The 13,367-nt window shown below is 53.1% G+C and carries 8 protein-coding genes; 7 read left to right on the top strand and 1 reads right to left on the bottom strand.

Annotated features, from left to right (window positions below; all coding sequences use genetic code 11):
• The first annotated feature begins 3 nt into the window (after window positions 1–3).
• Both gudD and IMQ48_RS10070 read left to right on the top strand, forming a co-directional pair.
• A complete protein-coding gene (gene gudD, locus IMQ48_RS10075; RefSeq protein ID WP_196208920.1) occupies window positions 4–1,344 on the top strand; it encodes a glucarate dehydratase in 1,341 nt (446 codons plus the stop codon).
• A gap of 80 nt (window positions 1,345–1,424) precedes the next feature.
• The gene (locus IMQ48_RS10070; RefSeq protein ID WP_196208919.1) at window positions 1,425–2,567 is read left to right on the top strand and encodes a glycerate kinase; all 1,143 of its coding nucleotides are present in this window, start codon (window positions 1,425–1,427) and stop codon (window positions 2,565–2,567) included.
• An 82-nt stretch (window positions 2,568–2,649) separates the two neighbouring features.
• Here the strand turns inward: IMQ48_RS10070 and barA are convergent, their stop codons facing one another.
• A complete protein-coding gene (gene barA / locus IMQ48_RS10065) occupies window positions 2,650–5,406 on the bottom strand; it encodes a two-component sensor histidine kinase BarA (RefSeq protein ID WP_196208918.1) in 2,757 nt (918 codons plus the stop codon).
• A gap of 57 nt (window positions 5,407–5,463) precedes the next feature.
• Between barA and rlmD the strand changes: the two genes are divergently transcribed.
• The 5 genes from rlmD (at window position 5,464) to eno (ending at window position 13,229) form a co-directional block, all read left to right on the top strand.
• A complete protein-coding gene (rlmD, locus tag IMQ48_RS10060; protein ID WP_196208917.1) occupies window positions 5,464–6,762 on the top strand; it encodes a 23S rRNA (uracil(1939)-C(5))-methyltransferase RlmD in 1,299 nt (432 codons plus the stop codon).
• Between the two features lie 98 nt (window positions 6,763–6,860).
• Window positions 6,861–9,095, top strand: coding sequence for a GTP diphosphokinase (relA, locus tag IMQ48_RS10055; RefSeq protein WP_196208916.1), 2,235 nt, complete (start codon window positions 6,861–6,863; stop codon window positions 9,093–9,095).
• A gap of 95 nt (window positions 9,096–9,190) precedes the next feature.
• Window positions 9,191–9,982: a nucleoside triphosphate pyrophosphohydrolase gene (mazG, locus tag IMQ48_RS10050; RefSeq protein ID WP_117343141.1), complete on the top strand. Its 792-nt coding sequence runs from the start codon at window positions 9,191–9,193 to the stop codon at window positions 9,980–9,982.
• 224 nt (window positions 9,983–10,206) lie between these two features.
• Complete coding sequence (pyrG, locus tag IMQ48_RS10045) at window positions 10,207–11,844, top strand: glutamine hydrolyzing CTP synthase (RefSeq protein ID WP_096755904.1); 1,638 nt, start codon at window positions 10,207–10,209, stop codon at window positions 11,842–11,844.
• Window positions 11,845–11,930: 86 nt separating this feature from the next.
• A complete protein-coding gene (gene eno / locus IMQ48_RS10040; RefSeq protein WP_196208915.1) occupies window positions 11,931–13,229 on the top strand; it encodes a phosphopyruvate hydratase in 1,299 nt (432 codons plus the stop codon).
• Window positions 13,230–13,367 lie beyond the last annotated feature (138 nt).

Raw genomic sequence — 13,367 nt, 5'->3', positions numbered from 1 at the left:
ATTATGAGCACTCAATTTACGACTCCAGTTGTTACCGCCATGCAGGTGATCCCGGTTGCGGGCCACGACAGTATGCTGATGAACCTGAGCGGCGCACATGCCCCGTTCTTCACGCGCAATATTGTGATTATCAAAGATAACTCTGGTCATACCGGCGTCGGCGAAATCCCCGGTGGCGAGAAAATCCGCCAGACCCTGGAAGATGCGATTCCATTGGTGGTGGGTAAACCGCTTGGCGAGTATAAAAACGTGCTGAACGCGGTACGTAACCAGTTTGCCGATCGCGATGCGGGTGGACGCGGTTTGCAGACCTTCGATCTACGTACCACCATTCATGTGGTCACTGGTATTGAAGCCGCAATGCTTGATCTGCTGGGTCAGCATTTGGGCGTCAACGTCGCTTCTCTGTTGGGCGATGGTCAGCAGCGTAGCGAAGTCGAAATGCTCGGTTATCTGTTCTTTGTCGGCAACCGTAAAGCGACGCCGCTGCCGTATCAGAGCCAGCCGGATGAGAAGTGTGACTGGTATCGCCTGCGCCATGATGAAGCGATGACCCCGGATTCGGTGGTGCGTCTGGCGGAAGCCGCGTATGAGAAATATGGTTTCAACGACTTTAAACTGAAAGGCGGCGTGTTGGCTGGGGAAGAAGAGGCGGAATCCATTGTTGCGCTGGCGAAACGCTTCCCACAGGCACGCGTGACGCTGGATCCTAACGGTGCCTGGTCGCTCAATGAAGCGATTAGCATCGGTAAGTACCTGAAAGGCTCTCTGGCTTACGCAGAAGATCCGTGTGGCGCCGAGCAGGGCTTCTCCGGGCGTGAAGTGATGGCGGAATTCCGTCGGGCTACCGGCCTGCCGACCGCCACCAATATGATCGCCACCGACTGGCGCCAGATGGGGCATACGCTGTCGTTGCAATCCGTCGATATCCCGCTGGCGGACCCACACTTCTGGACCATGCAGGGTTCCGTACGCGTGGCGCAGATGTGCCATGAGTTCGGCCTGACCTGGGGATCGCACTCTAACAACCACTTTGATATTTCGCTGGCGATGTTTACTCATGTTGCGGCGGCGGCTCCGGGCAAAATTACCGCAATCGATACTCACTGGATCTGGCAGGAAGGCAACCAGCGCCTGACCAAAGAGCCGTTTGAAATTAAAGGCGGCATGGTGCAGGTACCGGCGAAACCGGGTCTGGGTGTAGAGCTGGATATGGATCAGGTCATGAAAGCTCACGAGCTGTATCAGCAACATGGGTTGGGTGCGCGTGATGATGCGATGGGGATGCAGTATCTGATCCCAAACTGGACGTTTGATAATAAGCGTCCGTGCATGGTACGCTAAGCACTCTGGGACCGCTCCCATAAGGGGCGGTTTTTCTCCTGGTGTATGCTTAACACAGTCAACATGCGTAAGGATGCTTTATGAGAATAGTAATCGCGCCGGATTCCTATAAGGAAAGTTTGAGTGCGCTTGAAGTGGCAACGGCTATTGAGCTGGGATTTCGTGAGGTCTGGCCTGAGGCGGATTACGTGAAGATCCCGGTCGCGGATGGCGGTGAGGGAACGGTCGAAGCGATGGTTGCCGCAACGCAAGGCCACCTTGTGCATGTTGATGTTACCGGCCCTCTGGGCGACACAATTCAGGCATTTTATGGTTTATCCGGTGATGAGCGTTCGGCGTTTATTGAAATGGCGGCCGCCAGCGGGCTTGAGCAGGTTCCTGCAGGATTACGCGATCCGCTGAAAACTACCTCCTGGGGAACCGGGGAGCTGATACGCCACGCGTTGGATGCGGGCGTAGAGCATATCATCATCGGCATTGGTGGTAGCGCAACCAACGATGGCGGTGCCGGTATGGTGCAGGCGCTGGGAGCAAAATTGCTGGATGTGCAAAATAAAGATATTGCCCATGGCGGGGCAGGCCTCGAATCGCTCGCCCGGATTGATATCTCTCAGTTAGACGCGCGGCTTGCCGCGTGTCGTATTGAAGTAGCCTGCGATGTAACGAACCCGCTCACTGGTAAAGAGGGGGCGTCAGCGGTATTCGGCCCGCAAAAAGGGGCGACACCGGAGGTGATTGCCCGTCTGGATCGGGCGCTCACCCATTATGCACAGCTGATTTCCCGCGATCTGGACGTTAACGTTCTGGAACTGGCTGGCGGCGGTGCTGCCGGGGGCATGGGGGCGGCATTGTATGCATTTTGTGGTGCGCAACTGCGTAGTGGCATTGAGATTGTGACCGATGCGTTACACCTTGATGCCTGGGTTGCGGATGCCGATTTAGTGGTCACTGGTGAAGGGCGTATCGACAGCCAGACTATCCATGGCAAAGTTCCCGTTGGTGTGGCAAACGTCGCGAAGCGTTACAACAAGCCGGTTATCGGTATTGCCGGCAGTCTGACTCCGGATGTGGGCATTGTGCATGACCATGGTATTGATGCTGTTTTTAGCGTTATCTATACCATTTGTACGTTGGATGAGGCGCTGAAAAATGCGAGAGAAAATGTTCGTATGACGGCACGCAACGTAGCCGCAACCCTCAAAGCAGGGCTGCAGTTGCGTTGAATTTATACGGCGTAACGCTGTTCGGCAAAATGCCCGATGGCGCGCAGCTTTCGGGCCTACGCGACACATCGCAATCAGATCTTTACCCCAACAGCTTCTTCGCTTCGCGTGCCACGTTGTCCATCTCATCAAGCAGCTCTAAAAACTCAGGCTCCAGATCTTCTTCCTGGGTTCCACTGCGCAGTTGCTGTTCGATGAGCTGGCACAGGTTCTTCATGCGCGGAACGCCGCTGTAGCCGCAGCTGCCGTGCAGTTTGTGGATCAAATCGACCAGCCCTTCCGGGTTTTCACCGACCAGCTGTTCCTCGATTTTATTACGCACCTCTGGCAGAAAATCGATCAGCATTTGCAGCATATCGCGCGCCAGATTATTTTTCCCGGCAGCTTGCCGCAACGCCAGTTGCCAGTCGAGCGTCGTGTTCGGGTTGACCACCGGTTCAAGAGGCTCTGCGGCGATCGCCCGAATGGCTGTGCCGGTACCGGGTTTGTAGCGCAGCAGCAGATTATGCAGCTTCTCTTCTTCAATCGGTTTTGCCAGATAGTCGGTCATCCCGGCGCTGAGGAGTTTCTCTTTTTGCCCAGCCATGGCGTGTGCGGTAACCGCAATCACCGGCGTCTGCTGCTGATGGGGCAACTGATGGATGAGCTCGCAGGCGCGAATACCGTCCATATCCGGCATCTGAATATCCATCAAAACCAGATCAAACTGCATCTGTTTAGCGCGATCCACCGCCTGATGCCCGCTGTCGCAAAGTTCGACGTGGCGTACCATATCTTCCAGCAATGCGCCGATCAGTTTGAGATTCGCTGGGTTGTCATCCACCGCCATGACGGTCATCGCAATTTTACTGTCGTCGACCAGCAATGGTTCGGTGCTTTGGTTCAGATGACAATACTCTGTCAGGGCCGGCAGCAGGCGGGTTGAAGTGAGCGGTTTTAACAGACATGCAGCAGCACCGCCTTGCTTTAATTTCTCGGCGTTAATCTGCGCGTGGCAAGGCAGCGCCAGTAACAGGAAGTCGGTCATTGCCCGGGCGCTTGCCAGCCGTTCATGCTGCATGGTGAGCGGCTCGCGCAGCGTCACCGGCACGCCAAGCAGCAGAATATCGTAGTGTTCCGCCGGTAGCGCGGAGAATGACGGGCTATAAATCACCTCCAGCGGCGTTTCGCTCAGGATATCCAGTGTACATTGCGCTGCATTGGCGTTGGGTTCTACGTAGGCCAGTCGTTTTCCGGTCAGGCAGCGGGTAGGTGAGCGTTCACTGAGTACGTTAGGATTGAGATCGAGGCTGATGTGGAACCAGAAGGTTGACCCGCGATTGGGCTGACTGTGGAACGAGATATCCCCGCCCATTTCGTTGACCAGTTTTTGGGTAATCACCAGGCCCAGCCCGGTGCCGCCGTGGCGTCGCGAAATACTGGCATCCGCCTGGCGGAAGGCCTGGAACAGACGCGACTGATCGCGCTCTGGAATGCCGATACCGGTATCGCGGATTTGGACTTCAATCTGCACTTTGGTATTACTGAGAGCGCGTTTCTCCACCAGAATGTCGATATTGCCGCTCTCGGTAAATTTGATAGCGTTGCCGACCAGGTTGGTGATGACCTGCTGCAAACGCAGTGGATCGCCAATCACATTGTCCGGCACGTCGTTCTTAATATTGAGCGTTAGCTCCAGCCCTTTATCATGGGAGGAGTGCGCCAACAGCGTCACCACATCGTCCAGCGTGCTGCGTAGCGGGAACGGGATACTTTCCAGAATCAACTTGCCCGCTTCCAGCTTGGAGAAGTCGAGTACATCATTGATGATGGCCAGCAGATTGTTGGCGGAGCGTTCAATGGTATTCAGGTGATCGCGCTGGGTGGTGTTCAACTCGGTTTTTAGCGTCAGGCGAGTAAAGCCAATCACGCCATTGAGCGGCGTACGCAGCTCATGTGACATGTTTGCCAGAAACTCGGATTTGATACGCGCCGCTTCCTGGGCGCGTTTCTTGGCCAGATCCAGTTCAACGTTCTGGATCTCCATTTGCTCCAGCGTTTCGCGCAGATCAGACGTAGCCTGATCGATATTGTGCTGCATCTCCTCATGGTAGGCCGCCAGCGACATGGCCATCGAGTTGATGCCATTCTTCAGCATATCCAACTCGCCCAGCATAAAGCCTTCTACTCGACTGTCGAGCTGCCCTCGTCGTATCCGGTCAACGGTATTCACCATATTGCGAATAGGGCCGGTCACGTCGCGCATCAGGCGCCAGCCAAAAATTAACGCAATACCGATGCAAAACAACATCATCACGCTGGAGATAAAAATCTCTTTGTACTGCTGTAACCGCACCGATTTGAGGTCTAACTCAAGCGCCACGTACCCCAGCATATTTTTAGTATTTTTCGCGTCGCTGACTGCAGACTCATCCGGAGAATAACTTTCCGATATAATCGGGGTGCGCAGGATCATGATATCCCCCTGCCGGATGACGCTCAGTTTTCGGGGAAACGGCGCGCCGGCAGGTAGCTGCATTTCTGAGGGATCGAGATGAAAGTTGGACGTGACAAACAGCCGATTATTTTCGTCATAGACCGAAATTGCCCGTACAATTTCGGAATGGCGACGGTGCAGCACGCTGATAAGCTGGCCGATGGACTCCCGATTTTGTAGGTTCATACCATATTCGCTGGAGACCGCGAGTGGCTCAATGATGCTGGCCCCCGCATCTTCCAGTTGACGCTGCAAGTCGTTATAGCGGTGCACAACAAAAAAGATACTGAGCAGTAAGCCGATCAGGACGGTAGGTGCCAGGATCAGAATCATCATGCGAGCGCGCAGGCTGTAGTTGGTCATGGAGTTCCGTTATGGGACAATTAGGGTCACACTGTTAAATAGAGAAAACTCTCGTCGATGGCGCAATTCTACTCTGCAAAACGACGCGTGACGACGCGTCAGATCATAACCGTTACCGTCAATGACCTCGATCCTTTTGGTCAGGGCGTAGCTCGCCATAACGGGAAGGCCCTGTTTATACCGGAATTACTGCCCCAGGAAAGCGCTGAGGTGATAATCACCGAAGATAAAAAACAGTTTGCCCGCGCGCAAGTCAAACGTCGTTTAAACGACAGCCCAGACCGTGAAGTGCCACGCTGCCCACATTTTGGCGTGTGTGGTGGCTGTCAGCAGCAGCATGCCAGCATCGCTTTACAACAGCGTAGTAAAAGTGCGGCGCTGTCTCGCTTAATGAAATGCGAAGTGTCGGAAGTTATCGCCGATACGCCGTGGGGATATCGCCGTCGCGCACGTTTAAGCCTGAACTACCGGGTGAAAGAAAAGCAATTGCAGATGGGATTTCGTAAATCTGGCTCCAGCGACATCATCGACGTGAAGCAATGCCCTGTTTTGGTACCCCAACTTGAGGCATTACTGCCCGACCTCAGGGCGTGCCTGGAAACTCTGCAAGGGTTACGCCATCTTGGCCATGTTGAATTAGTGCAGGCCGGCAACGGTACGGTGATGATTTTGCGCCATACGTCGCCGCTAAATACTGCTGATAAAGAAAAACTGGAATGCTTTTCGCATTCTCAGGGACTGTCTTTGTTTCTGGCCCCGCAAAGCGAGATACTGGAATCCGTTTCAGGAGAATCACCCTGGTATGACTCAAATGGACTACGTTTAACCTTCAGCCCGCGTGATTTTATCCAGGTGAATGCCGGAGTGAACCAACATATGGTTACCCGAGTGCTGGAATGGCTGGATGTACAGCCTGAGGATCGGGTGCTCGATCTGTTCTGCGGCATGGGGAATTTCACGCTACCGCTGGCAACCCGTGCGGCAAGTGTGGTCGGCGTTGAAGGCGTACCTGCGCTGGTGGAAAAAGGTCGGGAAAATGCCCTGAATAACGGATTACACAATGTGACATTCTTTCATGAGAATCTTGAGGAGGATGTCACCAGGCAGCCGTGGGCAAAGAATGGATTTGACAAAGTTTTACTCGATCCCGCGCGTGCAGGTGCTGCAGGCGTGATGCAACATATTATAAAATTAAAACCGGATCGCGTTGTTTATGTATCCTGTAATCCTGCTACGCTGGCTCGTGACAGCGAAGCGTTACTCAACGCGGGATACACCATTCAGCGACTGGCGATGCTCGATATGTTCCCGCACACCGGACACCTGGAGTCAATGGTCCTGTTTGAGCATAGGTAATGAATCTTATACCCACTGGATTTCGGCGCGCAGTAGCCTGAAACCCAATGGGTACGGCTTGTCGACTTCGACAGGCCAGGCCCCTAAAGGAGAGGACGATGGTTGCGGTAAGAAGTGCACATATCAATAAAGCTGGCGAGTTTGATCCCAAAAAATGGATCGCAAGTCTGGGGATCTCCAGCCAGCAGTCGTGTGAACGCTTAGCCGAAACCTGGGCGTATTGCCTGCAGCAGACGCAGGGGCACCCGGATGCTGAACTGCTGCTGTGGCGCGGCGTGGAGATGGTGGAAATTCTCTCCATGCTGAGTATGGATATGGACACGCTGCGGGCAGCCATGCTGTTCCCTCTGGCGGATGCCAACGTGGTTAGCGAAGAGATCCTGAGCGAGAGCGTGGGTAAATCCATCGTCAATCTTATCCACGGCGTACGCGATATGGCAGCAATACGCCAGCTTAAAGCCACGCATACCGACTCGGTCTCCTCAGAGCAGGTGGATAACGTTCGACGCATGCTGCTGGCCATGGTCGACGACTTCCGCTGTGTGGTCATTAAACTGGCTGAGCGTATCGCGCACCTGCGCGAAGTGAAGGATGCACCGGAAGACGAACGCGTACTGGCGGCAAAAGAGTGCACCAATATCTACGCGCCGCTGGCTAACCGTTTAGGTATCGGGCAGTTAAAATGGGAGCTGGAAGATTACTGTTTCCGCTACCTGCATCCGGATGAATACAAACGAATAGCCAAGCTGTTGCATGAGCGCCGTATCGACAGAGAACACTACATTGATGAGTTCGTCGGTCACCTGCGTTCAGAGATGAAAATCGAAGGCGTGAAAGCCGAGGTGTACGGCCGTCCTAAACACATCTACAGCATCTGGCGCAAAATGCAGAAAAAGCAGCTGGCCTTTGATGAGCTGTTCGATGTGCGCGCCGTGCGCATCGTCGCCGAGCGGTTACAGGACTGCTATGCCGCGCTGGGGATAGTGCACACTCACTATCGTCATCTGCCCGACGAGTTCGATGATTACGTTGCCAATCCAAAACCTAACGGTTACCAGTCAATCCATACGGTTGTGCTGGGGCCAGGTGGTAAAACCATTGAAATCCAGATCCGTACTAAACAGATGCACGAGGATGCCGAACTGGGCGTCGCGGCGCACTGGAAGTACAAAGAAGGCACCGCTTCAGGTGCGGCGCGTTCGGGTCATGAAGACCGAATTGCCTGGCTGCGTAAGCTGATCGCCTGGCAGGAAGAGATGGCAGATTCCGGCGAGATGCTCGATGAAGTGCGTAGCCAGGTCTTTGATGACAGAGTTTACGTCTTTACGCCAAAAGGTGATGTGGTGGACTTACCGGCGGGCTCGACGCCGCTTGATTTTGCTTACCATATCCATAGTGATGTCGGTCATCGCTGTATTGGCGCCAAAATTGGTGGGCGTATCGTGCCGTTTACCTACCAGTTGCAGATGGGCGATCAAATTGAAATCATCACCCAGAAGCAGCCAAACCCGAGCCGGGACTGGCTGAACCCGAATCTCGGGTATGTAACCACCAGTCGTGGGCGCTCGAAGATCCATGCCTGGTTCCGCAAGCAGGATCGCGATAAAAATATCCTTGCGGGCAGACAAATCCTTGATGATGAGCTGGCGCACTTAGGCATTACTCTAAAAGAAGCCGAAAAGCATCTGCTACCACGCTACAACTTCAATGAACTGGAAGAGCTGCTGGCGGCGATTGGCGGAGGGGACATCCGTCTTAACCAGATGGTGAACTTCCTGCAATCGCAGTTTAATAAGCCGAGTGCCGCCGAGCAGGATGCCGCCGCGCTGAAGCAGTTGCAGCAGAAAACGCATGCGCCGCAAAACCGCCGTAAAGATGATGGTCGCGTTGTGGTTGAAGGCGTTGGTAACCTGATGCACCACATCGCTCGTTGCTGCCAGCCGATTCCTGGCGATGAGATTGTGGGGTTCATCACCCAGGGACGCGGTATTTCCGTACACCGGGCAGATTGCGAACAGTTGGTAGAACTGCGTTCACACGCGCCGGAGCGGATTGTTGATGCGGTTTGGGGCGAAAGCTACTCGGCGGGATATTCGCTGGTGGTCCGTGTCCAGGCCAACGATCGCAGCGGTTTATTGCGTGATATCACCACCATTCTCGCCAACGAGAAGGTGAACGTGCTGGGGGTTGCTAGCCGGAGCGATACCAAACAGCAGCTGGCCACCATCGATATGACTATCGAAATCTATAACCTGCAGGTGCTCGGGCGCGTACTCGGCAAGCTCAACCAGGTGCCGGATGTCATTGATGCACGTCGGCTGCATGGTAATTAATCATTTGTAGGCCGGATAAGGCGTGCCGCCATCCGGCAATATCACCATGCCCGATGGCGCTTTGCTTATCGGGCCTACGTTTTCAGGATCTTGTAATGAATCAAATCGACCGACTGCTCGGCATTATGCAGCGCCTGCGCGACCCGGAAAACGGCTGTCCGTGGGATAAAGAGCAGACTTTCGCCACCATCGCCCCCTATACCCTCGAAGAAACCTATGAAGTGCTCGACGCCATTGCGCGTGAAGACTTCGACGATCTGCGCGGAGAGTTGGGTGATTTACTGTTCCAGGTGGTGTTTTACGCCCAGATGGCGCAGGAAGAAGGGCGCTTTAATTTTGATGATATCTGCGCGGCTATCAGCGATAAACTCGAGCGCCGTCATCCACATGTTTTTGCCGATGTTTCCGCCAGCAACAGCACTGAGGTGTTAACCCGCTGGGAGCAAATTAAAAGCGAAGAACGTGCACAGAAAGCCCAACATTCCGCATTGGACGATATCCCCCGCAGTTTACCGGCGCTGATGCGCGCCCAAAAAATCCAGAAACGCTGCTCAAATGTTGGTTTTGACTGGAAGACATTAGGACCAGTGGTCGACAAGGTTTACGAAGAGATCGACGAAGTGATGTTCGAAGCGAAGCAGGCCGTCGTCGACCAGGCTAAACTGGAGGAGGAAATGGGCGACCTGCTGTTTGCCACGGTCAATATGGCCCGCCATTTAGGTACAAAAGCCGAGACCGCATTACAGAAAGCGAACGAAAAATTTGAGCGACGTTTTCGTGAAGTCGAACGGATTGTTGCTGAACGCGGTCTGGAAATGACTGGTGTTGATCTGGAAACCATGGAAGAAGTCTGGCAACAGGTAAAACGCCAGGAAATTGATCTCTAAGGGGTTTCGGCGGTCAAGGGCGATTTGTGTGATTTTTTAAATAACAAGCGATTGATTTACGTCAAAAACATTTACCCCAAAGGGGCTATTTTCTCACTCCCGATGTTAATGTGAGCCTGGTGAAGAGGAGGAATAATGAAAGTTTGTGGCGCTCGCCATGTTCGGGTATACTACTTTCCCGTCTTGGTAATTCCATCGTTTCACCCTAACTTCTCAGGTCCAGCATGACAACGAACTATATTTTTGTGACCGGCGGGGTCGTATCCTCTCTGGGAAAAGGCATTGCCGCAGCCTCCCTGGCAGCCATTCTTGAAGCCCGTGGCCTCAACGTAACCATGATGAAACTGGATCCGTACATCAACGTCGATCCAGGTACTATGAGCCCAATCCAACACGGGGAAGTGTTCGTTACCGAAGACGGCGCTGAAACCGATCTGGACCTGGGTCACTACGAGCGTTTCATCCGCACTAAAATGAGTCGCCGCAACAACTTCACCACCGGTCGTATTTACTCTGACGTTCTGCGTAAAGAACGCCGTGGCGACTATCTGGGCGCAACCGTTCAGGTTATCCCGCACATCACGAATGCAATCAAAGAACGCGTTCTGGAAGGCGGTGAAGGTCATGATGTTGTTCTGGTTGAAATCGGCGGAACTGTTGGGGATATCGAATCTCTGCCGTTCCTTGAAGCGATTCGCCAGATGGCCGTAGAAATTGGCCGCGAGCACACGCTGTTTATGCATCTGACGCTGGTTCCCTACATGGCGGCGGCAGGTGAAGTCAAAACTAAACCGACTCAGCACTCTGTAAAAGAACTGCTTTCTATCGGTATTCAGCCAGATATTCTGATTTGCCGCTCCGATCGTGCTGTTCCGGCTAATGAACGTGCAAAAATTGCATTGTTCTGTAACGTCCCGGAAAAAGCGGTGATTTCTCTGAAAGATGTCGATTCTATCTATAAAATTCCAGGCCTGTTGAAATCTCAGGGGCTGGACGATTATATTTGTAAACGATTCAGCTTGAACTGTCCGGAAGCAAATCTGTCAGAATGGGAACAGGTTATCTACGAAGAAGCCAATCCGGCAGGCGAAGTGACTATCGGTATGGTTGGCAAGTACATTGAACTGCCGGATGCCTATAAGTCAGTTATCGAAGCACTGAAGCACGGTGGTCTGAAGAATCGTGTCACCGTCAACATCAAGCTGATTGATTCGCAGGATGTTGAAACGCGTGGTGTTGAGATCCTGAAAGGTCTCGACGCTATCCTGATCCCTGGCGGCTTCGGCTACCGTGGCGTTGAAGGTAAAATCGCGACAGCACGCTTCGCGCGTGAGAATAATATTCCTTATCTGGGTATTTGCCTGGGTATGCAGGTAGCGTTGATTGAGTTTGCTCGTAACGTCGTGGGTATGGACAACGCCAACTCCACGGAATTTGTGCCAGACTGTAAGTACCCGGTGGTGGCCCTGATTACCGAATGGCGTGATGAAGACGGCAACGTCGAAGTCCGTACCGAGAAGAGCGATCTGGGCGGAACAATGCGCCTTGGTGCGCAGCAGTGTCAGCTGGACGACGAGAGTCTGGTGCGTAAGCTGTACGGTACGCCGACAATTGTTGAACGCCATCGTCACCGCTACGAAGTCAACAATATGCTGTTGAAACAAATTGAAGCTGCGGGTCTGCGTGTTGCAGGCCGCTCCGGTGATGATCAGTTGGTCGAGATCATTGAGGTACCGAATCATCCGTGGTTCGTGGCCTGTCAGTTCCACCCGGAATTTACTTCCACGCCACGTGATGGGCACCCGCTGTTTGCCGGCTTTGTGAAAGCCGCCAGTGAACATCAGAAGCGTCAGGCGAAGTAAGAAGTAAAAAGTTAGAACGGCAATGCACCCATCCGGGTGCATTGTTTGTCTGGAGTTTTAGTTTAACTTGTACTGAGGAAAACCTAATGTCCAAAATCGTTAAAATCATCGGTCGTGAAATCATCGACTCCCGTGGTAACCCGACTGTTGAAGCCGAAGTACACCTGGAAGGTGGTTTCGTTGGTATGGCAGCAGCTCCGTCAGGTGCTTCTACTGGTTCCCGCGAAGCACTGGAACTGCGCGATGGCGACAAATCCCGTTTCATGGGTAAAGGCGTACTGAAAGCTGTTGGTGCGGTAAACGGCCCAATTGCTCAGGCTCTGCTGGGTAAAGATGCTAAAGATCAGGCTGGCATCGACAAGATCATGATCGATCTGGACGGTACTGAAAACAAATCCAACTTCGGTGCAAACGCCATTCTGGCTGTGTCCCTGGCGAACGCCAAAGCAGCAGCTGCTGCTAAAGGCCTGCCGCTGTATGCACACATCGCAGAACTGAACGGTACTCCGGGCAAATTCTCTATGCCGGTTCCGATGATGAACATCATCAACGGTGGTGAGCACGCTGACAACAACGTCGACATCCAGGAATTTATGATTCAGCCGGTTGGCGCTAAATCCCTGAAAGAAGCCGTACGTATGGGTTCTGAAGTGTTCCACAACCTGGCTAAAGTTCTGAAAGCTAAAGGTATGAACACTGCCGTTGGCGACGAAGGCGGCTACGCGCCGAACCTGGGTTCTAACGCAGAAGCACTGGCTGTTATCGCTGAAGCGGTTAAAGCTGCTGGCTACGAGCTGGGCACCGACATCACCCTGGCGATGGACTGTGCAGCATCTGAATTCTACAAAGACGGTAAATACGTTCTGGCTGGCGAAGGCAACAAAGCGTTCACCTCCGAAGAATTCACCCACTTCCTGGAAGAGCTGACCAAACAGTACCCGATCGTGTCCATCGAAGATGGTCTGGACGAGTCTGACTGGGATGGTTTCGCATACCAGACTAAAGTACTGGGCGACAAAATCCAGCTGGTTGGTGACGATCTGTTCGTAACCAACACCAAGATCCTGAAAGAAGGCATCGACAAAGGCATCGTTAACTCCATCCTGATCAAATTCAACCAGATCGGTTCTCTGACCGAAACTCTGGCTGCGATCAAAATGGCGAAAGACGCTGGCTACACGGCTGTCATCTCTCACCGTTCTGGCGAAACTGAAGACGCAACCATCGCTGACCTGGCTGTTGGTACCGCTGCAGGCCAGATCAAAACCGGTTCTATGAGCCGTTCTGACCGCGTTGCTAAGTACAACCAGCTGATTCGTATCGAAGAAGCGCTGGGTGAACAAGCGCCGTACAACGGTCGTAAAGAGATCAAAGGTCAGGCGTAATCCTGCTCTTTAGCTCTTAACGTAAAAACCCGCTGCGGCGGGTTTTTTTATGTCTTTAATTTATTCTTAATTGAAAATTTTAATGAACGATTTGATCTTTGTCACTTTGTTATTGTTTCACTAAGAGTAGTTTAAATG

Source organism: Citrobacter sp. Res13-Sevr-PEB04-36 (genome assembly GCF_015672735.1).
In the GTDB taxonomy this organism is placed as follows: Bacteria; Pseudomonadota; Gammaproteobacteria; order Enterobacterales; family Enterobacteriaceae; genus Citrobacter.
The sequence above is the reverse complement of the archived record's forward strand: the minus strand, read 5'-3'. Positions and strand labels throughout refer to the sequence as shown.

Bases quoted from the DNA above. Each gene is read 5' to 3' on its own strand.
- gudD (WP_196208920.1), top strand. From the start codon at position 4: ATGAGCACTCAATTTACGACTCCAGTTGTTACCGCCATGCAGGTGATC.
- IMQ48_RS10070 (WP_196208919.1), top strand. From the start codon at position 1,425: ATGAGAATAGTAATCGCGCCGGATTCCTATAAGGAAAGTTTGAGTGCG.
- barA (WP_196208918.1), bottom strand. From the start codon at position 5,406: ATGACCAACTACAGCCTGCGCGCTCGCATGATGATTCTGATCCTGGCA.
- rlmD (WP_196208917.1), top strand. From the start codon at position 5,464: ATGGCGCAATTCTACTCTGCAAAACGACGCGTGACGACGCGTCAGATC.
- relA (WP_196208916.1), top strand. From the start codon at position 6,861: ATGGTTGCGGTAAGAAGTGCACATATCAATAAAGCTGGCGAGTTTGAT.
- mazG (WP_117343141.1), top strand. From the start codon at position 9,191: ATGAATCAAATCGACCGACTGCTCGGCATTATGCAGCGCCTGCGCGAC.
- pyrG (WP_096755904.1), top strand. From the start codon at position 10,207: ATGACAACGAACTATATTTTTGTGACCGGCGGGGTCGTATCCTCTCTG.
- eno (WP_196208915.1), top strand. From the start codon at position 11,931: ATGTCCAAAATCGTTAAAATCATCGGTCGTGAAATCATCGACTCCCGT.